Source organism: Arthrobacter hankyongi, from assembly GCF_022012395.1.
GTDB lineage: Bacteria > Actinomycetota > Actinomycetes > Actinomycetales > Micrococcaceae > Crystallibacter > Crystallibacter hankyongi.
Map to the genome: position 1 here is coordinate 705,131 of NZ_JAKLTQ010000001.1, position 22,879 is coordinate 728,009.

A 22,879-nucleotide genomic window follows, 5' to 3' on the forward strand; every position below is an offset into this window, starting at 1 on the left:
GATGCGTGCGGTCGTGTTCGAGAACTGGAAGACCTTCCCTGCGCTGAAGGAGGTTGACCGGCCGGTTCCCGGTCCGGGCGAGGTGCTGCTCAAGGTCGCCGGGGCCGGTGCCTGCCATTCGGACGTGGCCATCTACAAGGACTTCGATGCCGGTACGCCCGGCGCGGTGCCGCCTCCGTTCATCCTCGGCCATGAAAATTCCGGCTGGATCGAGGAAACCGGCCCAGGGGTCCAGGGCTTCACGGTCGGAGACGCCTACCTGGTCTACGGCCCGATCGGCTGCGGCCGCTGCCGGGCCTGCTCCCGCGGGCAGGACACCTACTGCGAAAACGCCGCCAGCATGCCCTACCTGGGCACCGGGCTCGGGCGCGACGGCGGCATGGCCGAATACGTGACGGTACCGGCCCGCAACCTGGTCCCCCTCGGCGACGCCGATCCGGTGGCTGCCGCTCCGCTGGCCGACGCGGGCCTGACCCCGTACCATGCGGTCAAGCAGGCCCTGCCGCACCTGGACGGCGGGGGCCGGTCCGCGCTGGTGATCGGGCTGGGCGGCCTGGGCCAGATTGCGGTGCAGATCCTCACGGCGCTCACCGGCGCCACCGTCATCGCCACGGATATGAAGCCGGAGGCGATGCGGCGCGCGGAGGCGAACGGCGCCGTCGTCGCCGCCGGCGGTGCCGGGCAGGTGGAACGGATCCGGGAACTCACCGGCGGGCGCGGTGTCGACGCCGCATTCGATTTCGTGGGGGCGGCACCGACCATTGCCACGGCCGCCGCCTCGATGGCGCAGGGGTCCAGGCTGACCGTGGTGGGCATTGCCGGCGGCAGCTATGAGTGGAGCTTCTTCACTACCCCGTACGAGGCCACGATCACCAACACCTACTGGGGCACGATCGAGGACCTGCATGAAGTGGTGGCCATGTACCGGGCCGGCCAGATCACCCCGGAGATCGAACGGTTCAGCCTGGACGACGCGCCCGAGGCCTACCGGCGGCTGGAATCCGGGCAGCTCACCGGCCGCGCCGTGGTGGTGCCGCACGGCTGACGGTCCCGGCCCGCTGTCTTAGCCGGGGCCCGGGTCCTGGTCCTGGCGGCGCAGGACCTCGGCCAGGAACTTCGCGCCTGCCACCGTGGTCTCCTCCTGGGCCGGCCAATCCGGGCCGGGCAGGTAGATGTTGAGCACCCGGAAGGTCCAGTTCAGCTCCCGGGCCAGATCCCGGCCTACCTCGTCGGGAATGGGTGCCTCCCCCGGCAGCCGGTAGCCTGCGGCGTCCATGATCTGCGCCAGCAGCGGCCCGCGGCGGTGCCAGGGCGGCAGGGTGCCGGCCAGCAGCCACCGGGCGAACAGGCCGTTCAGGAAGGATGCCGCGTCCGACCCCGGCCGGGCCAGCCGGTCCGCGAGGTAGTCCCAGAGCTGGTCCACGCCGCCGGCCACTTTCCGGCCGGCCGGGGTCAGGACCAGCCGGCCCTTATACCGGCGCAGCAGCCCCCAGTCCTGCAGCTGGGTCCGCAGCTCCAGCACCGGGCGGGTGTTCGACTCCCGGTTGGCCTTGCCATACAGCGCATCCGCCCAGTCCAGGGCCTCGGCGGTTTCCCGCACGACGGCGGGCTTCAGGTAGCCGTCCTTGGTCAGTTCCAGTCCGTCTTTGCCCACCTTCGCCAGCAGCCAGCGGACCGGCCGGAGCACTTCGGCCTTCTCCTCCGGGCCGGCCTGGGCGCCGGAGAGCTGCACGCTCAGCCGGGCCAGGCGCAGATTGATCAGGTCCAGGTCCAGCGCCGCGGGATCGAAGTCCTGCCCGTAGCTGCCGGTGGTCTCGGTGAGCCACTCCCGCGCGTTCGGATAGTCCGGGTGCGACGGATCGGCCAGGACCGCGCAGAGGTCCTGGTAGCCGCCCGGGCCGCCGGAATCCTCGACCGGCCCGCGGTTGGCTCCGGCCAGGCAGGTCAGCGAGCCGGCGGGCACCACGGCGTGGCCGGCCACGGTGATTTCGTGTTCCCAGCCGTCGCCGAAATCGTACTCGTAGAGCAGGGTGGATTTGTTGCCCTGCAGGGCGTCCGCCAGGGTGGCCTCCGCCGCCAGTTCGGCTTCCAGGTCCAGTGCCAGTTCCTCGTTGCCGGCGAAGATGCGGCGGCCGGTAAAGGCACTGGCAACGCTGAACAGGTGCTCGTGGCGGTCCTCCCAGCCGAACGCGAGCTGGATGGCCCGGTGCAGCAGCGGCAGGCCGATCGTGGCCGGCACGCGCAGGTCCCGCCAGATTGCCGGCTCGGTTTCCAACAGCTTGATATGCAGGTCAAGGGCCTTCTCGGCATCTCCCATGCGCCCATTCTGCCAAGTGCCGGAGGCCGCCGGGCAATTTGTGCCGCAACAAGTCGGCGGCTGCCGGTCCAACCAGCGCGCTATTGCCCGGTTGATTCCGGGCAGGTGCAGGTCCTGCTCACCCTGGGGGCCGGGGGCCCGATGGCCGGCGGCGGGTCAACGGCCGCGGCGGGCAATCCGGCCGACGACGGCCGGGGGCAGGCTGCGGGCGAGCACGGCGAGCGCCTTGTAGCGCCGGGACGGGATGGACACCGCCTTGCCCGCGGCGGCGTCGCGCAGGCCCTCGCGGACCACCTGCGGGGCGTCCAGCCACATCCAGTCCGGGATGCCGCCGGTCTCCATCGCCATCCGCTGGTGGAACTCCGTGTGCGTGTAGCCGGGGCAGACCGCGGTGACCGTGACGCCGTCGGGCCCGTACTGCAGGTTCGCCCAGCGGCTGAAGTGGATCATGGCGGCCTTGGCCGTGGAGTAGCTGCCGCGCGGGGTGAAGCCGGCCATGCTGGCGATGTTGATGATGTGCCCGCGGCCGCGCCGGCGCATGCCCTGCAGCGCGGTGTGGGCCAGCGCCACCGGGACGGTGACATGGATGCGCAGCAGGTCCAGTTCGTCCTGCAGCGGGCTGTCCGCGAAGTCCGCCCGCAGCCCGAATCCGGCATTGTTGATCAGCGTGCCCACCGGGGCCGCCTCGTCGGCCAGCCGCGCCACCACCTGGTCCAGGCCCTCGTCCCGCAGCAGGTCCGCGGCCAGGGTTTCCACCCGGACGCCGGCCCGGGTGCGCAGCCGCGCGGCGGTCTCCTCCAACCGGGCCGCATCCCGGGCCACCAGCACCAGGCTGGCGCCGCGGTCCGCCAACTGCCGGGCGAATTCCGCGCCCAGACCCGCGGTGCCGCCGGTGATCAGGACGCTTTCGGTGCCGGTAGCGGCAGGGGTTGCAGTCATGCCTGCTACCCTGCCGTGGACCGGCGGCGCTGGCAAGGGCCCGCGCCGGTCCGGGAATAACGGCTGCGCCGGCCCGCGTTGCGAGGAACTGTTACCGAACCGTTGAGGAGTAGCTTCGTGAGTTTGTTTTCCCCGCTGGCCCTGGGTGACCTGGACCTGTCCAACCGGCTGGTGATGGCCCCGCTGACCCGTTCGCGTTCCGGCCGGGATGGTGTTCCCGGCGACCTGGTGGTGGAGTACTACCGCCAGCGGGCCTCGCTCGGACTGATTGTCGGCGAGGGGGTCTACCCGTCCTTCGCCGGGCAGGCCTTCGTCCGCCAGCCCGGGCTCGTCAGCAAGGAACAGGTCGAGGGATGGCGCCGCGTGACCGACGCGGTGCACGCCGAGGGCGGCCGGATCGTTGCGCAGGTGATGCATTCGGGCCGGGTGACCCATCCGGAGACCAACGGCGGGCGCGAGGTGGTGGCCCCCAGCGCGGTCGCCATCGACGGAATGACCCGCACCTACACCGGCAAGTACCCGCTGCCGGTGCCGCGCGCGCTGGCCACCGAGGAACTGCCCGGCATCATCAATGAGTTCGTGCAGGCCTCCCGCAACGCGGTCGAAGCGGGCTTTGACGGCGTGGAGCTGCACGGGGCCAACGGCTACCTGCTGCACGAGTTCCTCGCCCCGTCGGCGAACCTGCGCACCGATGCCTACGGCGGCTCGCCCGCCAACCGGGCGCGCTTCGTGGTTGAAACCACCGCCGCAGTGGCCGCGGCCATTGGCGCCGGCAAGGTAGGCCTCCGGATTTCCCCCGAGCACAATGTCCAGGGCGCGCTGGAGACCGACGCCGACGACGTCCTGGCCACCTACCGCGCACTGGTGGACGGGCTGGCGCCGCTGGACCTGGCCTACCTGAGCATCCTGCACAAGGATCCGGCCGGCCGCCTGGTCCAGGACCTGCGCGCCCGGTTCGGTGGCAAGGTCCTGCTGAACACCGGCTTCGCCGAGGTCACCACGCGCGAGGAGGCCTTGGCGCTGCTGGACGGGAACCGGGCGGACGCCGTCGTCGTGGGCCGGCCGGCCCTTGCCAACCCGGACCTGCTGCGCCGCTGGCGGGAAGACCTGCCGCTGAACGCGCCGGATTCCGCCACCTTCTACACCGAGGGAGCCGAGGGCTACACGGATTACCCGTTCTGGCGGAACTGAACCGGTCTCCCGGCGGCTTCGATGTCCCGGTAGTCCGCGTCGATCAGCACCACGTCGCGGCCGGCCCGCTGCAGCAGGCTGGCCGCGACGGACGCCCGGTAGCCTGAGGCGCAGTGCACCCAGAGCCGGCCCGGCGGCAGCTCGTCGAGCCGGGGCAGCAGCTCATGCACCGGGATGTTCAGCGCGCCGTCCAGATGCGACCGGGCGTACTCGTCCGTGCGGCGCACGTCCAGCAGCACCTCGGCTGGCCCCGGCCGGCGCGGCACGGCGTCCCAGCCCACCCGCGGGTAGTCCGCCGTCGCCGCCTCCGGCGCCCAGTCACCAGGCCCGGCGCCCAGGCTCGCGTCCGGTGACTCGAAGCCGATCCGGGCCAGGTCCCGGATCGCGCGCTCGACCTCCGCGTGCGAACCGAGCAGGGTCAGCGGCCGGTTCCAGGGCAGCACCCAGCCCACATAGGCGGTGAACCTGGTGCCCTTGCCATACTCGAAACTGACCGAGCCGCGCAGGTGGCTGCTGGCATAGGCCACCCGGTTGCGCACGTCCACCACCCATTCGCCGGCCCGCAGCCGCCGCTGCAGCTCGGCCGGGTCCAGCGATTCGGGGACCGCCAGGTCCGCCGGGCCCGCGCCGTGGCGGTTCACCGGCGCCATGTGCGCGTAGTAGGACGGGTAGGCGCCGAGGTTGGCGATCAGCTCGCGGACGAAGTGGTCCTGGTCCGGGTCGGTCAGCACGTGGTTGCCCGCCAGCTGCTCGGCAACGGTCGAGGACGCGCTGCGGGTGGCCGGGCCGCTGGAGCAGAAGGACCCGAAGCCATGGGTGGGATACAAGGCGGCCTCCGGTGACGCTTCGGCGGCCAGCCGGCGGGCGGAGGCATACTGCTGGCGGGCCAGCGCCTCGGTGTCCTGGGGCCGGACCAGGTCGGTGCGGCCGACCGAGCCGTAGAGCAGGCTGCCGCCGGAGAAGACCGCCTGCTCGCCGCCGTCCTGCACGATGTAGGACAGGTGCGTATGGGTGTGGCCGGGGGTGGCCAGCACCCTGACCCGCAGCCGGCCGACGGCAATCACGTCCCCGTCCTGCACCGGGGTGCGGTCGAAGGCCACCTCGTCCGCGGCGTTGACCAGGTACTGCGCCCGGTGCGCCTGGGCCAGCTGCAGCCCGCCGCTGAGGTAGTCATTGTGGATGTGGGTCTCGGCTATGTGGGTCAGGCGCACGCCGGCCTCCCGGACCGCCGCTTCCAGCCGGTCCGTGTCCCGCTGCGGGTCCACCACCAGTGCGACGGTACCGTCATGCACCAGGTAGCTGCGGTCCCCCAGCGGCGGGGTTTCGATCACGACGACATCCACGGTGCCTCCTCGGGTCCTGTTTCCATGGTGCGCACGATCGCGCCGTCTGGGAACACCCCGCACCTGGCAATTTGGGCGGGATAGATGCTGTTATCCGTCCGGATTAGTGCAACTATCCCGCCCAAGTTTTGGGAGTGGGAGGGCGGGGGTGGCGCCGGGGCCGGCTACCGGCCGAGGACCCGGTGCAGGAACCGGTCGGTGCGCTCGCGCAGCCCGGCGATCCGTTCGGCGGTGACGGCCTCGGGGTCCGGGTGGATGGGCGTGGCCGGCACCTGCTGCCGGACGTTGGCCGAGCAGACGAAGTCCGCGCAGATCAGCGTGCCGACGCTGTTGCCGTCGCGCCCGGACTGTCCGGCCCGGCGTGCCACGTACAGGTAGACGTCCTCCTCCGAATGCACGTCCTGGCACAGGCCGCAGAGCACCCGCCGGTTGCCCGGCGCGGAGGTTTCCGGTGCCCGGAGCAGGACGCCCACGGGCTTGCCCTCCAGCGGGGTGACGAGGTAGCCGCGCTGCGGCATCTTCGGGTCCCGCCAGCCGAGGTAGTCCAGGTTGTCCCAGTCCAGTTCGGCGAAGCCGGCGGGCAGGTTCAGGGCCGCCACCTCGGAGCGGGTGGCGTTGATGAAGGATTTACGGATGGCAGGGGCGGTGAGTTGTTCCATGGTTTGAGGCTTCCTGGTCGGAGCTGGCAGTGGCTTAGCTGGCCGCCGGCAGATTCCGGGCACACGGAGGCGGCGCGGCACAGGGCTGCGCGGACCGTGCCAAAGCGGGCACGGCCGGGCCGGGCAGGAACCTGGGACGCTTCAGACGGTGGTGTCCCCAGATGCTGGCGCAGGACGGGCCGCACTGCAGGCCATTGCGGCCGCCTCGCTTCCCACAGCAGCGCTACGCATGCTCATCAGTCCTGTCGTCGCCAAGAAACCGCCCACAGAGCGTGGGCGCGGCTAGATTCTAACCGCTTCCGGCGCCGGCCGCCAAGGCAGGCAGGGCATTGGCAGCGTCCGCCTGCGTGGTGCGGGACTCTCGGCTGCGGCCAGGCTCAGCTGAGGCTGCCGGCCACGGCGCCCAGCCCGGCAAGGCAGGAAGCGGCGATGACCGCGGCGAAGCCGCCGAGCCAGACGGCGGCCGGCACGCCGGTGCCCCGGGAAAGGATGAAGGCGTCCGAGCTGGCCAGCTCCTGCCGGCGCCGGGTGTGCACGCCGAAGACCTTGAACCAGTCGCGCACGGCTCCCACGAGCAGCGCGATGCCGATGGCCAGGGTGAAGTAGCCCAGGAACAGCGGCGTGGCGTACCAGACCAGCAGCGCGGCCGCGGCCGCGCAGGCCAGGGCGATGACCACCCCCTGCCAGTTGCGGATGAACAGCAGCGTGGCCAGGAACAGCAGCGCACTGACGGACAGCGCGAGCCCGGACCAGCCGGCATAGGCCGCCCAGACCAGGGCGGCGCCGACGACGGCGGGGGCCGGGTAGCCCCAGAAGCCGGACCATGCCGCACCGGCCCTGCCGTTGCGCCGGCTCAGGCTGTGCATGGCACCGGAGTGGTCGAAGCGCAGGTGGATGCCCTTGACGACCTGCCCGGTCATCAGCGCGGCGAAGGCATGGCCGAGCTCATGGACCACCGTGACAAAGAGCCCGAACCAGCGCCAGGAGACCCGCGGGACGGACACGGCGACGGCGGCGGCCAGGATGGCGGCGAGGACCAGCGCGGAGGGCTCCACCGGGGTGCCCCGTTCGAACCCGGCGAGGACCTTGTCCCACCACTGCGCCGCGATGTCCTGGGCGGTGCCCGCTGCTGCGTCCATGCTCGGCCGGATCTCCTCTTCGGTAGGGTGCGTGTTCGGTCGGGTGTGTGCCTGCGGAACAGTAGCAGGGGAAGCTGTACGGCTGCCGAATCCCGCCAATAGTTGACAGTTCAACTTTAATCCGGCATCATTTAGTTGAAGCGTCAATCATGAATGCTCGTCGCCGGCCCTGGCGGCCAAGCCATTGACCACCACGACCCACAAAACGTGAGGATTACATGAACAACCCCGCCCTGAACACCGCCGCCCGCACCGTACTGCGCATCGTCGTCGGCTTCCTGTTCGCTGCCCACGGCTGGCAGAAGTTCAACCAGTTCACCATCGCCGGCACCCAGGGCGCCTTTGCCCAGATGGGCGTGCCCGCCGCTGACCTGGTCGCCCCGGTCATTGCCACGCTGGAACTGGTTGGCGGCATCGCGCTGATCCTGGGCGTGCTGTCCCGGCCCTTCGCCCTGCTGCTGACCCTGAACATGCTCGGCGCGCTGGTGCTCGTGCACGCCTCGGCCGGCGTCTTCGTCGAGGCCGGCGGCTTCGAACTGGTCCTCATCCTCGCGGCTGCCGCCCTCGCCGTGGCGCTGGTGGGCCCGGGCAAGCTGTCCGTGGACAACGCCCTGTTCGGCCGCAAGCAGTCCAAGCTGGCCATCCTGGCCTAAGCGCCGGGCCTGAAGCCCACGCCTGCACGCAACTCCCAAGCGCGTGCCTTCCTGTGCGGAAGGCACGCGCTTTTTGCCTGCCTGCAGCGGGCGCTGACGGCACCCGGAGCGGCAGGCCGACCGCGGACCGATCCGGTCCCGGCGGCCTCGCGCCCCGGAACGGCCGGGGCTAGAGTCGCAGTGTGGCGCACGACCAACCGCAGGGGCGCGGAGCAGACGACGGCGCAGCCCGGGACCGCTTCGTCGGCGGCCAGGACTTGGCGCGCTGGAAGACGCCGTTCGGCCGGGCGCTGGCCCGGCTGTTCCAGCGGGTCAGCCGCTGGCTGGGACCGTATGCCGCGCTGATCCTGACCCTGCTGCTGGGAGCCACCACCGCGGCGGCGCTCACGGCCGCCACGGGCGAGGTCTATGAGTCGGTGGTGGAGGCCGACGGCGTGGCCGTGCTGGACCACCCGCTGCTGCAGACCGCCATCGGGCTGCGCACTCCGGAGCTCGACGCCGCGGTCACCGGCTTCACGAACCTGGCCGGCGGCGTGGGCATGCCCATCCTGGCCGGCCTCGCCCTGCTGGCGCTCAGCCTGACCCGCCGCAGCTGGCTGCCGGTGCTGCTCATCGGTGCGGCGGCAGGCGGCTCGCTGCTGATGACCGTGGCGGGCAAACAGCTGACCGGACGGGCCCGGCCACCGCTGGCGGATGCGGTCCCGCCCTACGAGTATTCGGCGTCGTTCCCCAGCGGCCACTCGCTGAACTCCATCGTCATCGCCGGGATCGTGGCCTACCTGCTCATCCTGCGCCAGCGCACGCTGAGGTCCCGGGTGCTGACGATCCTGGCGGCCTCGGTGTTTGCGCTGGCCGTCGGGCTGAGCCGGGTGTTCCTGGGCCACCACTGGTTCACCGATGTCCTCGGAGCGTGGACGCTGGGCCTGGCCTGGCTGGCCGTGGTCATCACGGCGCACCGGCTGTACCTGACCGTCCGGAACCGCGGGACCGGGGGTCCGGATCAGGCCGGGCGATGGCCCGCCGGCGGGCCAGACGCTAGGTTGGAGCCGTAACCGCCCTGGCCGCCGGCAGCGAAGGAGCAATACCCCATGGCCGAAGACGAGCGTGGAACCCTCGGCGCGGGCCCAGGACAGTCAATGCGCCGGCTGCTGGACGGTTTCTCCCTGGAGATGACCGGCAAGGACGTGCCGGCCCTGGAGGAAGCCGCCGAGCTGATCCCACCGGGAACCCGCATCAACATAACCTTCCTGGGCAACGAGGATCAGCCGCTGCGCGTCGCGGCCGCCGCGGCGGCCAGGCGGCTGGGCTTCACCCCGGTCCCCCACATCTCGGCGCGGCGGCTGGCGTCGCAGCAGGAGCTGGAGCAGTTCCTCGATGCGCTGGCCGCCGCAGCCGCGCCCAAGGACGTGTTCGCCGTCGCCGGCGACCCGGCACAGCCGCTGGGCCCGTACGAGGATTCGCTCGCCCTGATCCGCTCCGGACTGCTGGGCAGCTACGGGATCGAACACGTCGGCATCAGCGGCTACCCCGAGGGGCACCCCGACATCAGCAACGAAATGCTGTGGCGGGCGCTGGCTGACAAGTACGCGGCGCTGCAGGACCTGGGCCTGGAATCGAGCATCATCACCCAGTTCGGCTTCGACGCGGACCCGGTGCTGGACTGGCTGGCCGAGCTGCGGCTGCGCGGGATCGGCGCACCGGTGCGGATCGGCGTGCCCGGCCCGGCCGGGATCAAGCGGCTGCTGAGCTACGCCCGGCGCTTTGGCGTGGCCAGCTCCGCCGGGATCGTGCACAAGTACGGCTTTTCGCTCACGAACCTGCTGGGCACCGCGGGCCCGGACAAGTACCTCGGCGACGTCGCGGAACGCCAGGACCGGGCCGGGCACGGCCGGGTCCTGGCGCACTTCTACACCTTCGGCGGCCTGAAGCCCACCGCCGAGTGGGTGCGGGACGTCAGGCACGCCGGATAGCGCCGCAGGCGCCGGTCCGGCTCAGGCCCCGGACCGCAGGCGCTGCACGTCGTCCAGGCGCGGATACGCCGCCTGGGTACCCTTCCGGGTGGCGGCGAGGGCGGCAGCAACCGAGGCAAACGCGGCCGCCTCGGCCAGGGTCCCGCCGGCGGCCAGCCGCGCCGCGAGGGCGCCGGTGAAGGCATCGCCGGCCCCGGTGGTGTCCACGGCGTCGACCTTGGTGGGGGCAATCCGCGTGACCCGGCGGCCTTCACCGGCGTCCGAGTCCAGCACCACGGAGCCGTGCGCGCCGAGGGTGACCACGGCCCGGCCCATTCCGTGGGCCGCGAACTGCAGGCGCACCTGCTCCCAGGCAGCAGCATCCGCACCGGGGCCGGGCATGTCGGCGTCGTCCAGGAACTGCGATGCCTCGTGGGAGTTCACCAGCAGGACGTCGCTGGCCTCCGCCAGGCCCTGCGGGATCTGCGCGATCGGCGAAAGGTTGAGCAGCACGGTGGCACCGGCGCCGCGCCCGGCCCGGGCGGCCGCCTGGACGGTTTCAAGGCCGACTTCGAGGCAGAGGCAGACCACGGCGGCGCCGTCGAAAACGTCCCGGGCTGCGGCGACGTCGTCCGGCGCCAGCGTGCCGTTGGCGCCGGCAGAGATCACGATGCTGTTCTCGCCGTGCGCGTCCACCGTGACGACGGCGACGCCCGTCTCCACGTCTTCGGTGCGGCGGACGCGGGACACGTCCACCCCGGCGGCTGCCACCGAGTCGAGCAGCATGTCCCCGTTGGCGTCCCGGCCCACGGCCCCGACGAGGCTGACGCGGCCGCCCAGCCGGCTGGCCGCGACCGCCTGGTTGGCACTCTTGCCGCCCGGGTTCACGGTGAAGCCTTCGCCGTGGAGGGTTTCTCCCGGCCGGGGCAGCCGCTGGGTGTAGATGGTCAGGTCCGCGTTCAGCGAACCAACGACGACGATCCGGCCGGCCCGGGGATTCACTGGCCCACCTCGGCCTCGAGGGGCTTGGGAATCAGCAGCGAGGCGGCGAACGCCGCCACCGTGATGACCAGGCCGACCAGCACCACCGTAAGGTAGGAGGCCTGGTCGCCCAGGGCCGAGGTTCCCACCAGCACCGCCGGCAGCAGCAGGAAGCTCAGCCCGGCGCCGAGATTGAAGGCGCCGGCATTCATGCCGGGCAGGAAACCGGGGTTGCCCGGGGGCGAAAGCACCACGCCGAGCCCGTTGAGCATGATGTTCGCGGTGCCGGCGTAGGTGATGCCGAGAAGCGCGGTGCCAACAACCATCAGCGGCAGGCTGTCCAGGCCGAACAGTACGATGATGCCCAGGGACACGATGCTGCCGATCATGCCGATGCGCAGCACCTTGGTATAGCCCAGCACCGGGGCCAGCCGGCCGCTGACCGGTCCGAACACCCAGCCCAGCAGCGCATACGGGGTCAGGATGAGCAGCGCCGTTTCGGTGGGCCCGATGCCGAAACCGGGCGCGGCGGCCTGCACGTAGGCCGGGACGATCCCGTTGATGACGGCGAAAATGCCGGTCATCGTCAGTACCGTGGTCAGCAGCGGGGCCCAGGTGGAGCGCTGGCGCAGATGGACGATCTCGACCATCGGCTGCTTCGCCCGCTTTTCGGTGGCCCAGAAGGCTGCGAAGGCGGCCACGGCAACGCCGATCAGCACCAGCGACAGGATCAGCGTGCCCGCGGAGAACGCGCCGACCAGTTTCGCAGCCTCGTTCAGGGCAGTCAGCAGGGCACCGACCGCGACGACGATGAAGAACACGCCGGCCCAGTCCATGGTGGTCCCGGCCTGCGGCTTGCTCTCGCGGGCCAGCAGGGCGACGAGGGCCGCGGCGACTACGCCCAGGACCACCATGAACCAGAAGATGCTGCGGAACCCGAAGTGCTCGGCCATGTAGCCGCCGAGGAAGGAATCGACGCCGGCCACGCCGCCGTTCACGGCCAGGATGACGCCCATCAGCGCGCCGTAGGTGCGCGGGTTGGACACGGCGGTCCGCAGCATGATCAGGCACAGCGGCACGGTGGGGCCGCTGACGCCCTGGACGATGCGGCCGACGAACAGCCAGACCACGTCCGGGGCCAGGGCGGCAATCACCGAACCGGCGGCCGTGAGCAGCAGCATCGCGACGAGGACCCGCTTGCGCCCGACGATGTCGCTCAGCCGCGGCAGGAACAGGGAGAACAGCGCGGCGGTGGTGAAGAACCAGGTCTGCGACAGGCCGATCGCGGCCTGGTCGGTCTGCAGCTCCTCGCCCATGGTGACCAGGGCCGGGCTGAGCATCGAGGCATTGAGCTGGAAGGCCACGCAGGCCGTCAGCAGCGCGACCATCAGGGCGGTGGTGCCGCCCTTGGTGGTCGTGGGACGGTCGAGGACAGTGCTCATTTCGCTTCCACCTCGCCGATCCGCACCAGCGCGTCGGTGACCAGCTTCCAGAACTTTCCGTGGTCCAGCTCGACGGCCACGGAGGTGTGGCAGTCCTCCGGCGCCGGGGCGCGGAAGTCGGCGACGGTCATGCCGAGGGTCAGCGTGCCCTGCAGCTCAACGTTCACCGGGACCTTGCGGGTGGTCATCACGGTCGGGTCGATGACGTAGGCCACGGCACAGGGATCGTGGACCGGCGGGTAGTCGAAGCCCTGGGCGTCCTTGTACGTCTGGGCGAAAAAGTCCATCAGCTCGCGGACGAAGCGGGCCGGGCCGGTGCCGACCGCTTCGATCTGCGCCACGACGTCGGGAGTGGCCAGCGCCTGGTGCGTGAGGTCCAGCCCCACCATGACCACCGGCCACTTCTCGTTGAAGACGATGTGCGCGGCCTCGGGGTCGATGATGATGTTGAATTCGGCCACCGCGCTCCAGTTGCCGACGTGGTACCCGCCGCCCATCAGCACGACTTCCTTGACCCGCTCCACGACGCGCGGCTCCTTGCGCACGGCCATCGCGATGTTGGTCAGGCCCGCGGTCGGGACCAGGGTCACGGTACCCGGCTCGTGGGCCATGATCGTGTCGATGATCAGATCGACGGCGTGGCGGGGATCCAGCTCGATGGTGGGCTCGGGCTGGGCCGGGCCGTCCATGCCGGACTCGCCGTGGATATCCGGCGCGGTTTCGATGCTGCGCACCAGCGGGCGGTCGCAGCCGGCGGCGAACGGGACGCCGGTGATGCCGGCGATGGTTCCCACGGCCAGCGCGTTCCTAGTGACCTTTTCCAGGGTCTGGTTGCCGACGACGGTCGTCACCGCGAGCAGCTCGATGTCCGGGTTGCCGTGCGCCAGGAGCAGCGCCACGGCGTCGTCGTGCCCCGGATCGCAGTCGAGGATGATTTTCTTCGGTCCAGGGGTCACGGAGGTGGCGTCCATATTTTCTCTCCACGTCATTGGGGGCCGCCGCGGCGGCAATTCAATCACAGGGAAGTTTGACACCCTCGACCGGTCACGTCAAACGCTTGACGTGAAATACGTCAAGCGCTTGATGCCTTGCGGCGCGGTGAGATGCCTAACATGGGCCTATGACATCGGCATCGGACCTTGGACTACCGCAGCGTCCCGGGCGGCGGGTGACCGCCGCAATGGTTGCCTCGCGGGCCGGCGTCTCCACGGCAACCGTCTCCCTGGTCGCCAACGGCAAGACGCATGGCCGGGTCTCGGAGGACAACATCTCCCGCGTCCGCCAGGCCATCGCCGAGCTCGGCTATGTGGTGGACAGCGTCGGCAGTTCGCTGGCCAAGGGCGTCAGCTCGATCGTGATCCTGGTCGCACCGGACATTTCCAACCCGTTCTTCGCCAAGGTGATCGAGGGCGTGCGCGAATCCCTCGGCTCGGATTTCCAGCTGCTGCTGTCGGTCACCGAGGCCGGGGAACTGCCCCGCGCCGACGACATCCGGCGGCTGTCGGCCCTGCGCCCGGCGGGCCTGCTGGTCGACGCCCCCGATGCCGCGTTCCTGGAAAACCTTTCCAGCACCGGCCCGCTGGTGCTGCTCGACGCGCCCGGCCTGGAGGCCTATGCCCCGTCGGTGAACCTCGACGTCGCCAGCGGCGCCCGCGAACTCGCGGCCCACCTGGCCGGCTCCGGCCACCGGCGCGTGGCCTACCTGGACAGCGTGACCGGAACGGCCACCTTCGCCATCCGCCGCACGGCGTTCCTGCAGGCGGCGGCAGCGCTCGGGATGTCCGTCGATCCGGCGAACCGGATCGGCACCACCATCGACGTCGGCGCAGCGGCCGAGGCGTTTGCCGCGGCCTGGCCGCAGTGGCAGCAGGCAGGTGTCAGCGCCGTCGTCTGCGCCACCGACACGCATGCCTACGGAGTGCTGCAGGAAGCCCGCGTGGCCGGCCTGCGGATCCCCGCCGAGCTCGCCGTCGCTGGCTTCGACGACCTGCCCTACTCGGCCACCAGCAATCCCGGCCTCACCAGCGTCCACCTGCCTGCCGCGCAGCTGGGGCTCAAAGCCGGCGAACAGCTGCGCGGCCTGATCGAAGGACGCACCCTGGAACGGCCCCAGCTGACCCTGGAAAGCACTCTGGTGGTGCGCGGCTCCACCGACCGGGCTGCCGGCGGCCACAGCGGGCTCCGCTGACGGCCACGCCCGTCACTACGCACTGAAGCTACGTGCCGGCAGCCGCCGCCGGCCCAAACCAGGCAGCCAGTGCCTCCTCAAGTCCCGACGGGGTCCCCTCCCCCACCCAGGCCACATACCCGTCGGGCCGGACCAGGACGGCCGTGGGAGCGGTGACTGCACCGATCACCGGCAGCTCCCACCCGCCGTCGTAGGAGGCATCCACCAGCTGCACCCGGTCCCGCCACGGCCCCAGCCCGACGCTGCCCGGCTCACCGAGGTTGAGCAGTACCGCACGGGCCTCGTGCAGGAGGGTGGCTACCCGCAGCGGGCCGTTGGCGCCGGCCAGGTCAAGATCCGGCATCCGGCGTCCGAGCAGCGGGTGTCCCGCACCGAGGTCGTAGTGGACGTCCAGGCCGCAGATGAGCCCGGCGAGCCGTTGCCGGGCCGCATCGATCGACAGCAGGTCGGAGACCAGGTCGGCCAACGCGGTGAGCCGCACGTCGGCCCGCTGCACGGCCGACTGCGCCATCGTGTACTTCAGCGCGCGGGCCCCGGCCGGGTGCCGCTCGGCGTGGTAGGTGTCCAGCAGGCTGTCCGGCGAGCTGCCCCTGACCACCTGGGCGAGCTTCCAGCCGAGGTTCACGGCGTCCTGGATGCCGAGTCCGATCCCCTGCCCGCCCGCCGGATGGTGGATGTGCGCGGCATCCCCGGCGAGCAGCACCCGGCCGCTGCGGTAGGCCGCGGCCTGCCGGGTGGCGTCGGTGAACCGCGAGATCCACGTCGGCTGATGGACCCCGAAGTCCGTGCCGTAGACCGCGGTCAGGGCCTGGCTGAGGTCGGCCAGGGTGGGCTCGGCGGCCGGGCCGAGCTGCTGCTCGGTCACGACCACCCGCACGGTCCGCCCGTCCTCCATCAGGTGCAGCCCGTGGATCCCGGTTTCATCAAGGCGGATGCCCGCCGGCGTTTCCCCGGTCACCTCCACCTCGGCGATCAGGCTGCTCCTGGTCGCCTCCCAGCCGGGGAACTCGATGCCGGCCGCCTTGCGGACCGTGCTGCGCCCGCCGTCGGCCGCGACCAGGTACCGCGCGCGCATCGGCCCGCCGCCGGCGAGGAAGACGTCGACCCCGCCGTCGTCCTGGGCGAAGCCGGCCACCTCGCGCCCTCGATGGACCGGCACGCCCAGCTCCTCGATCCAGCCGGCCAGGATCCGCTCGATGTGGTTCTGCCACAGGCCGAGCGAGTAGGGATGCCGGGTCGGGAAGTCGCTGACGTCCAGCGCCTGGCTCGCGAAAAACGCTGCCTGGACGGTCTGCCCCTCGGCGAGGAACCGGTCGGCGATCCCGCGCTGGTCCAGGATCTCGATCGTGCGGGAGTGGAATCCACCCGCACGGGAGCCCACCAGCTGTGGCGTCGGGCGGCGCTCCACGACGGTCGCCTCGACCCCGGCCAGGGCCAGCTCGCCGGCCAGCATCATCCCGGTCGGACCGCCTCCGGCAACGACCACATCAAGCATCACAATCCCCACTTCCCCAAGCCTCGTCCGGGCACGTCAGTGAAGTTTGCGGCATGCGGGGGGCCTTGCCGCAAGTCCCCCGGTGCGCGGTACGTTGGAAGTGGCAGGGAGCGGCGCTCCCTGCCACCGCGGCTTGGGCGCCACCCGGACGCGCGGTCCTAGCCCTTCCGGCCGGTCCGCCAGCCGCCGTGGTAGTCCTTCCGGACCGTTTCCGCGTAGGGCACCGGGCTGACGACGGCGCGGACCTCGAGCTGCCGGTGCGGCTCGACGGTGGTCTTGCGGGTGCCGCCGTTAGGCTCGCCCCAGACCACCCTGAGCTCCGTACCCTCGGGCACCTGAGGATCGATGGTGGCCAGCGACAGGGCGCACCGCTCGTTGGCGCTGTAGCCGGTGAACAGGGACAGGCCCACCGTGGTGCCGTCCGCGTCCACCACGGCGTCGTAGTTGGATGAGCCGTAGTTGGCCAGCGGCAGGTCGAAATACTTGTACGGCAGGTCCTCGGGATCGAAGAGCGAGCCGAAGATCTTGTCCAGGTCCTCCCCGTGCCAGGCCAGCGTGACCTTCCGGCGCTGGCCGGCCGGGTCGATCTGCTCCAGGGCCTCGCGGCCGATGAAGTCGTGGTCGAACTTCACGAAGGATCCGTAGCCCAGCTCCCACGGGCTCAGGTAGTAGTCCTCGATGTTCCCCGAAACGAAGCTGCCGGCCAGCGCGTTGGTGGCCTCGTAGCTGTCCGCACCCAGCCACTGCCGGTACGGGCGCAGCTCCTCGCCCGTGTAGATGGCCGGCAGCGGCGACGGGATCCAGCCCGACTCGAGCGTGTTGGAGGGGTAGGCCCGGGCACCGACGGCCAGCATGCCGAACTCCTGCCCGGCCTCGAGGATCACGTCGCGCACCCGGTCGTAGGTCTCGTACGGGCCCCACAGCTCCAGTCCCGGGGCTCCGGCCATGCCGTGGCGCAGCGTGCGGACCTGCCGGCCGGCGACGTTCATCCAGCCCATGGTGAAAAACTTCTGCTGCTCGAGTCCGCCGCCGTTGACCTTCTCGATGATCTGCCAGGCGTTGGGGCCCTGGATCTGGAAGCGCCAGTACTTGCGCGAGACCGGCTGGCCCATCGGGCGCGACGGCGAGCGGTCGTCCTTGACCACCTCGACGTCGTAGCCGCCGGTTTCGGCGTGGTACAGCAGCCAGTTCGCCGCCGGGGCACGGCCGACATAGACGAGCTGGTCCTCTTCCTCGTGGAACAGGATGCCGTCGCCGATCACCCGCCCGGAGGGGCTGGTGGGCACGTACTGCTTGGCCTTGTTGACCGCGAAGTCCGCCACGCTGTTGACCGCGGTATCGGAGATGAGCCGGAGCGCGTCCGGGCCCTTGATGAACAGGTTGACCATGTGGTGGGACTGGTCAAACAGCACCGCGGTCCGGCGCCAGGCGCGCTGTTCGCTGCGCCAGTTCGTGAACTCAGGGGCAACCACCGGATAGATGTAGGCGCCGAGCTGGGAATTGCGCAGCAGCTCGACGGTGTTGCCGGAAGCGTCCAGGACTTCCTGCAGGTTCTTTGCGCTCATCGGTATTAGTCCTCCCCGCGGCCGGGGCCGCGCGTGATCCAGTGCACATGTCGGCACTGGCGACTCTATGCCTATGAACGTAGATACGTCGACCGTCCCACCGGGCCTTCCCGGCACCGGCCGGTCAGGACCCTAGAACGCCGTGCGCACGCGCTGGGCGGCGTCCTGCGCGTCCACGAAGATCTCCGGCAATCGTGCCGGCCGGCCGGCCTCGAGCCGTTCCGTCCAGGTATCAAAAGCGGCCCGGGCCAGCCCGGTGCACAGTTCCACAGCCACCCGCAACTGCAGGTCATCCGCCTGGGGTCCGGCAAATTTGGCGGCCAGCGCCTGGAACAGCCGGGCATTGCGCGCGGCGCTGTGCCTGACCAGTGCCGCGCGCAGCAGCGGCTCCCGGCGCAGCAGGCGGCTGACCCGGAGCATCCGCTGCGAGGCGGCCGAGGCATTGTCCGCAAAGGCCTGCAGGGCCCGGCCGTAGACCTTGCCCAGTTCCTCGCACGGGTCAGCCTCCGGATCCGCCTGGCCCAGTCCGGCTTCCACCGCATCCTCGAATTCCCGGTGGGCCGGCAGCGCAGCGTCCTCCTTGGCGGCAAAGTAGCGGAAGAAAGTGCGCTGGGAAATCCCGGCCGCTTCGGCAATGTCGTCCACCGTAGCCGCCTCCAGGCCGCGCTCCTCGAACAATGTCAGGGCGGCCTCGCTGATCTCAGCCATGGTCTGCCGCCGGCGCCGCTCGCGCAAGCCGGGCGCGGCCATGGCCGCCGACGTCGTTGTTCGATCCGCTGCTTCGCCTGCACTGGCCGTCATGGAACCTTCCCCTGTGTTCGCCTTCAGTGATAAAGGCTACCGCACATTTGTAATCAGCCTGCCAATATGGCAGTATCTGCCATATTGGCATGAAAGGGCGATTTTAAGCATGAAACTGAACATTGGCGACACCCTTGTCTACCCCCACCACGGCGCCGTCACCGTCACGGAACTGAAGAAGCGATCCTTCCATTCGACCGAGACCACCTTCGTGCGGTTCCGGGTCCACCACAACGGGCTGATGATCGAACTGCCCGCGGCGAACGCCGACAAGGTCGGCATCCGCCGCGCCATCGGCAGCCGCGGCGTCAAGCAGGTATTCACCATCCTCGGCTCACCCGTCCCGGCCGCCCCCGCCAAGGAAGTCTGGTCCCAGCGGTTCAAGAACAACCAGGCCAAGATCACCACCGGGGACGTCTTCCAGGTCAGCGAAGTGGTCCGCGACCTGACCCGCCGCGCCCAGGCCGGCCACCCCTCGGCCGGCGAGAAGCGCCAGCGCGAGGAAGCCATGCAGATCCTGGTCTCCGAACTGGCCGTCTCACTGAAGACGGACGAGGACGCGGCCCGCGCCATGATCGAGGACGTTTTCGAAGCGGCGGCACACCAGGCCGCCAGCTAGCGCCGAGGGTCCCGCCGCGAGGGCAGCGAGTGGTGGGAAGGCGCGACGCGCTAGCGCCGAGGGTCCCGCCGCGAGGGCAGCGAGTGGTGGGAAGGCGCGACGCGCTAGCGTTCGCCGCCTGCCCCGCACGCTTCGCGCACGGGGACCCCGGGCAGCTCTCTTAGGCCACGGCGCGAGCGCGGACAGTGACCCCGCCGGAAATGCTGTGTTCACTTTTTGGTTTTCTGTGTCCTGCACCATATAGTGGGAGCGCTTCACAAAATGTGATCCATGACACAGCGGATGAAGATGATTAACACAGTCTCAAACGAATACAGCAATCAGACCACACCCGATCGGTCCGCACGGCTGGGGGCCGCGGACAGCCCGTTCGAGGAATGGGTGGATGTCAGCATCCACCTGGAGCCGGCATTGGGCATCATCCAACTCAGCGACCCGGAGCTGCCGGCGGCAGACGCAACGGCGCTGCTGTTGTACTCCGAAGATTTCGACGCCGTCCGCGCAGCCTGCGCCGATGCCGGCGGCCGCGGTTTGTGGTGCGCCAAATACTCGAAGCTGCTGATTCCCAGCAGCCACGCCGGCGCCGGCAACAGGTTCTTCACCCTGTGCCAGTACGAACCCGAGCGGGTCGGCGAACCGGACTAATCCCAAGGTTGGCCGGCTGGCTGCGTCCCGCCGGCGCCTCTTGCCGGGATACCGGGGCCGGAGGATGATGTTGCCTACCTAATCCCCCAGCCGGACGGTGCGGTCGGCTGACCGGGACCTACGGGGAAGGTCAGGGATGAGTTGAGTTCGCGAACGGCTGCCGGCCCCCGGGTCGATCGGCGCAAGTGGCTTCCTCTGGCGTTCGTCTGCCTCGGCAGCTTCGCCGTTGTCCTGGACTTCGCGGTACTCAGCGCCGGCGTCGGCGACATTGTCCGCGGCCTGCGGGTACCGCTGGCCACCGTCCAGCTGGCGTTGGTGACTTACTCCGTGCTGGCAGCGGCCCTGGCCATGGCCGGCGGCAAGCTCAGCTCCCTGCTCTCGCCCATCCGCATCCAGATGCTCGGGCTGAATCTTTACGCCATCGGCATGCTGTTCACGGCGTCGGCGATCAATGGGCCGGTGCTGGTCACCGGCCAGATGGTGGCCGGGGTCGGCGCCGCCCTGCTGGTGCCCAACGGGCTGGCCATCCTCGGTGCCGCCTACAGCGGCAGGCAGCACCGCTCCGCCGTCGTGCTCCAGGCCGGAACCATCGGCTTCGGCGCCAGCCTGGGGCTGCTGCTGGGCGGCCTGCTGATCAGCGCACTGGGTTGGCGCGCACCCTTCCTGCTGCTCGGGCTGTTGTCCGTGGTGGCGCTGATCTGTGGCAGCCGGCTCCGGCTGCCGCTGCCGCAGGAAGCCGAGAGGATCGACGCCGCCAGCGTGCTGCTGCCCTGCCTGGGCGTGGTGCTGATCATCGGCGGCATCAACCAGATGGGCGTGTGGGGGTTCATCACGGCCCGGCAGGAGGCACCGTTCAACCTGCTGGGGCTCTCCCCCGCCCCGCCCATGCTGGTGGCGGGCATGCTGGTGCTGCAGCTGTTCGTGACGCGGCAGCAGGCGCTGCGGCAGGCCGTCCCGCCGGGCTCCAAGGGGCCGGCGACCGGGCCGGCGCATGGCCGGCCGCGGCCCCCGCTGCTGGCGCCGTCCATACTGGGCTCCGGCGAGCGCAAGGCCCTGCTGGTCTGCCTGGTCGCGGTGAACCTGCTGTTCGGTGGTGCCACCTTCCTGCTGCTGCTGTACGCCCAGACGGTGCTCGGCTACGGCGTCGTCGATGCGTCCCTGCTGCTGCTGCCGCTGGCGCTGGCCACCTTTGCCGCGGTGGCCACCGCCGGTGTGGTGGGCCGGATCGTTCCGTCCCGCACGCTGCTGACCTTCGTCTATTTCCTCGGTGCCGGCGGCATGGTGCTGCTGGCCTCGGCCGTCGCGGCGGACTGGGGCGGGCCGGCGCTGGTCGCCGGCCAGATCGCCACCGGGGTGGCCGTCGGCTTGGGCCTCTCGCTCGGCAGCGCGTCGCTGGCCAAGTCCGCGGAACCGGAGCTGGCCGGCGAAATCGGCAGCGTCCGGGGACTGGCCAGCTTCCTCGGCACGGCACTGGGCACCGCGCTCGGCGGCACGGTCCTGCTGGCCGGGCTGGACAATATCGGGAACCTGGTTGCCCGGCAGGGCTTCACGCTGCCCCCGGACGTCGCGCTGGACCCCGCCACCAGCACCGTGGTCCCCAACCACGCGCTGTATGCGTTCTTTTCCGGCTCGGCCTGGCATCTGACGCCGGCGCAGGTGTCCTCCGCCGTCGAGATCAGCGTGCAGGCACGGCTCGACGCGCTGCAGACGAGCCTGGTGGTGCTGGCGCTGGCCTCGCTGGCCGGGGCCGCCACCGCCCGGATGCTCCCGGGCCGGGCGGCCTTTTCGCGCCTTAGTCCGTGACGATGCCCAGCTCGTGCAGCCGCTGGGCAATTCCGGCGCCGTCGGTCGCGTAGATCCAGGGCACGTTCGGGGTATCGCCGGCCGCTCCGGCGGAGCGGCCGCCGGCCAGCACCGCTTCGCTGGCGGAGAGCTGCCGGATGGCGATGGCGGCCACATGATCCGGATAGCGCCGGGCGAATCCGGCATAGATGGCTTCGTCATGCTGGCCGTCGTCGCCGATCAGCAGCCATTTCACCTGCGGGAATTCCTCGGCCAGGCGAATCAGTTCGGATTGCTTGTGCTGCTGGCCGCTGCGGAACCAGCGGTCATGGGTGGGGCCCCAGTCGGTCAGCAGCAGCGGGCCGTCGGGGTACATGTTCCGGGAGAGGAACCGCGTCAGCGTCTGCGCCACGTTCCAGGCCCCGGTGGACAGGTACAGCACGGGACTGCCCCGGTGGCCCCGGGCGATGCGGTCCATCAGTACCGCCATGCCGGGCGTCGGCGTACGGGCGTGCTCGTCCAAAACGAAGGTGTTCCAGGCAGCCAGGAAGGGACGCGGCAGCGCCGTGACCATGACGGTGTCGTCAATGTCGGAGACCACCCCGAAGTGGATGTCCCGCGGCACGATGTAGATCTCGGCCTCGGACGGTTCCGAGTCCTCGCAGGTGAGCACCACGGTGTGCCAGCCCTCGGGCAGCTCCGCCTCGATCCGTGCGTCCAGCACCCCGCCGCGGTCCGCGACGGCTTCGTGGCGCACGCCGTTGACCTCCACCGTGACCTTGGCGCTGGCCACCGGGGGGCTGATGAAATTGCGCCAGCCGCGGATGCCGTCCGCCACCAGCTGCAGCGAGGCCTTGCCGCCCTCGAAGGCGCCGTCGGGGGCCATCACGACGCGGCCCAGGACACGGATCCAACCGTCCGTCCCGTAGCCGGTGAAGGGCAGCACCGTGGCCACGTGGCCGCGCCGGCGGGCCCGGCGTTCCCGAAACGCCTGCCAGCGGTCCTCGATGCGCATGCCAATATGGGCCGCCTTTTCCAGGACCTCGGCGTCTTTTCCTCTGCTGCCTGCCATGGGCCAAGTTTTGCACGCTCCCGGCCGGGCCGGAAACCAGCCGGCCGCGGGCGGCAACCTGGTGGCACGCGGCAGACACAATGGCCCCGCCGCACAGCG

Annotated in this window: 21 protein-coding genes; 9 read left to right on the forward strand and 12 right to left on the reverse strand. The window is 70.6% G+C overall.

Annotated elements, in window-relative coordinates:
- Position 1: 1 nt before the first annotated feature.
- Complete coding sequence (locus LVY72_RS03240; protein WP_237818007.1) at positions 2–1,045, forward strand: NAD(P)-dependent alcohol dehydrogenase; 1,044 nt, start codon at positions 2–4, stop codon at positions 1,043–1,045.
- An 18-nt stretch (positions 1,046–1,063) separates the two neighbouring features.
- On the opposite strand, the gene LVY72_RS03245 is transcribed toward LVY72_RS03240, so the two are convergent.
- Both LVY72_RS03245 and LVY72_RS03250 read right to left on the reverse strand, forming a co-directional pair.
- Positions 1,064–2,317, reverse strand: coding sequence for a plasmid pRiA4b ORF-3 family protein (locus LVY72_RS03245; RefSeq protein WP_237818008.1), 1,254 nt, complete (start codon positions 2,315–2,317; stop codon positions 1,064–1,066).
- A gap of 156 nt (positions 2,318–2,473) precedes the next feature.
- On the reverse strand, positions 2,474–3,256 hold the full coding sequence (locus LVY72_RS03250; protein ID WP_237818009.1) for an SDR family NAD(P)-dependent oxidoreductase: 783 nt from the start codon (positions 3,254–3,256) through the stop codon (positions 2,474–2,476).
- Between the two features lie 117 nt (positions 3,257–3,373).
- On the opposite strand from LVY72_RS03250, the gene LVY72_RS03255 reads away from it, so the two are divergent.
- On the forward strand, positions 3,374–4,447 hold the full coding sequence (locus LVY72_RS03255; RefSeq protein WP_308190670.1) for an alkene reductase: 1,074 nt from the start codon (positions 3,374–3,376) through the stop codon (positions 4,445–4,447).
- On the opposite strand, the gene LVY72_RS03260 is transcribed toward LVY72_RS03255, so the two are convergent.
- The 3 genes from LVY72_RS03260 to LVY72_RS03270 form a co-directional block, all read right to left on the reverse strand.
- On the reverse strand, positions 4,426–5,790 hold the full coding sequence (locus LVY72_RS03260; protein WP_237818010.1) for an MBL fold metallo-hydrolase: 1,365 nt from the start codon (positions 5,788–5,790) through the stop codon (positions 4,426–4,428). The two genes, LVY72_RS03255 and LVY72_RS03260, sit on opposite strands and share 22 nt — an antisense overlap.
- Positions 5,791–5,954: 164 nt before the next feature.
- A complete protein-coding gene (locus tag LVY72_RS03265; protein ID WP_237818011.1) occupies positions 5,955–6,449 on the reverse strand; it encodes an FBP domain-containing protein in 495 nt (164 codons plus the stop codon).
- 377 nt (positions 6,450–6,826) lie between these two features.
- Positions 6,827–7,588, reverse strand: a complete 762-nt coding sequence (locus LVY72_RS03270) for a M50 family metallopeptidase (RefSeq protein ID WP_237818012.1) — start codon at positions 7,586–7,588, stop codon at positions 6,827–6,829.
- 218 nt (positions 7,589–7,806) lie between these two features.
- Between LVY72_RS03270 and LVY72_RS03275 the strand changes: the two genes are divergently transcribed.
- The 3 genes from LVY72_RS03275 (at position 7,807) to LVY72_RS03285 (ending at position 10,211) form a co-directional block, all read left to right on the forward strand.
- Entirely contained in the window at positions 7,807–8,241 is a 435-nt protein-coding gene (locus LVY72_RS03275) for a DoxX family protein (protein WP_237818013.1), read from the forward strand.
- Positions 8,242–8,423: 182 nt separating this feature from the next.
- A complete protein-coding gene (locus LVY72_RS03280) occupies positions 8,424–9,293 on the forward strand; it encodes a phosphatase PAP2 family protein (protein ID WP_237818014.1) in 870 nt (289 codons plus the stop codon).
- Positions 9,294–9,329: 36 nt separating this feature from the next.
- Positions 9,330–10,211: a methylenetetrahydrofolate reductase gene (locus LVY72_RS03285; RefSeq protein WP_237818015.1), complete on the forward strand. Its 882-nt coding sequence runs from the start codon at positions 9,330–9,332 to the stop codon at positions 10,209–10,211.
- Positions 10,212–10,232: 21 nt separating this feature from the next.
- On the opposite strand, the gene LVY72_RS03290 is transcribed toward LVY72_RS03285, so the two are convergent.
- From LVY72_RS03290 to uriH, 3 genes are read right to left on the reverse strand one after another with little or no spacing between them, the layout of a single operon-like run.
- Entirely contained in the window at positions 10,233–11,192 is a 960-nt protein-coding gene (locus LVY72_RS03290; protein WP_237818016.1) for a ribokinase, read from the reverse strand.
- Positions 11,189–12,613 (reverse strand): uridine transporter UriT, encoded by a 1,425-nt coding sequence (uriT, locus tag LVY72_RS03295; RefSeq protein WP_237818017.1) that lies wholly within the window; start codon positions 12,611–12,613, stop codon positions 11,189–11,191. The genes LVY72_RS03290 and uriT overlap by 4 nt, the downstream gene beginning before the upstream one ends.
- Entirely contained in the window at positions 12,610–13,584 is a 975-nt protein-coding gene (gene uriH, locus LVY72_RS03300; RefSeq protein ID WP_237818018.1) for a uridine-preferring nucleoside hydrolase UriH, read from the reverse strand. Before uriH ends, uriT begins: the two co-directional genes overlap by 4 nt.
- A gap of 209 nt (positions 13,585–13,793) precedes the next feature.
- Between uriH and LVY72_RS03305 the strand changes: the two genes are divergently transcribed.
- Positions 13,794–14,801 carry a LacI family DNA-binding transcriptional regulator gene (locus tag LVY72_RS03305; RefSeq protein ID WP_237818171.1) on the forward strand — a complete coding sequence of 336 codons (1,008 nt, stop codon included), beginning with the start codon at positions 13,794–13,796 and terminating at the stop codon, positions 14,799–14,801.
- 28 nt (positions 14,802–14,829) lie between these two features.
- Here the strand turns inward: LVY72_RS03305 and LVY72_RS03310 are convergent, their stop codons facing one another.
- The 3 genes from LVY72_RS03310 to LVY72_RS03320 form a co-directional block, all read right to left on the reverse strand.
- Positions 14,830–16,308 carry an FAD-dependent monooxygenase gene (locus tag LVY72_RS03310; protein WP_237818019.1) on the reverse strand — a complete coding sequence of 493 codons (1,479 nt, stop codon included), beginning with the start codon at positions 16,306–16,308 and terminating at the stop codon, positions 14,830–14,832.
- 146 nt (positions 16,309–16,454) lie between these two features.
- The gene (gene ligM / locus LVY72_RS03315; protein ID WP_237818020.1) at positions 16,455–17,861 is read right to left on the reverse strand and encodes a vanillate/3-O-methylgallate O-demethylase; all 1,407 of its coding nucleotides are present in this window, start codon (positions 17,859–17,861) and stop codon (positions 16,455–16,457) included.
- 132 nt (positions 17,862–17,993) lie between these two features.
- A complete protein-coding gene (locus LVY72_RS03320) occupies positions 17,994–18,662 on the reverse strand; it encodes a TetR family transcriptional regulator (protein ID WP_237818021.1) in 669 nt (222 codons plus the stop codon).
- 109 nt (positions 18,663–18,771) lie between these two features.
- On the opposite strand from LVY72_RS03320, the gene LVY72_RS03325 reads away from it, so the two are divergent.
- The 3 genes from LVY72_RS03325 (at position 18,772) to LVY72_RS03335 (ending at position 21,729) form a co-directional block, all read left to right on the forward strand.
- Positions 18,772–19,281, forward strand: a complete 510-nt coding sequence (locus LVY72_RS03325; RefSeq protein WP_237818022.1) for a CarD family transcriptional regulator — start codon at positions 18,772–18,774, stop codon at positions 19,279–19,281.
- Positions 19,282–19,551: 270 nt separating this feature from the next.
- Entirely contained in the window at positions 19,552–19,926 is a 375-nt protein-coding gene (locus tag LVY72_RS03330; RefSeq protein WP_237818023.1) for a hypothetical protein, read from the forward strand.
- Between the two features lie 141 nt (positions 19,927–20,067).
- Entirely contained in the window at positions 20,068–21,729 is a 1,662-nt protein-coding gene (locus LVY72_RS03335; protein ID WP_237818024.1) for an MFS transporter, read from the forward strand.
- On the opposite strand, the gene LVY72_RS03340 is transcribed toward LVY72_RS03335, so the two are convergent.
- On the reverse strand, positions 21,719–22,780 hold the full coding sequence (locus tag LVY72_RS03340; protein ID WP_237818025.1) for an App1 family protein phosphatidate phosphatase: 1,062 nt from the start codon (positions 22,778–22,780) through the stop codon (positions 21,719–21,721). The two genes, LVY72_RS03335 and LVY72_RS03340, sit on opposite strands and share 11 nt — an antisense overlap.
- Between the last annotated feature and the right edge of the window lie 99 nt (positions 22,781–22,879).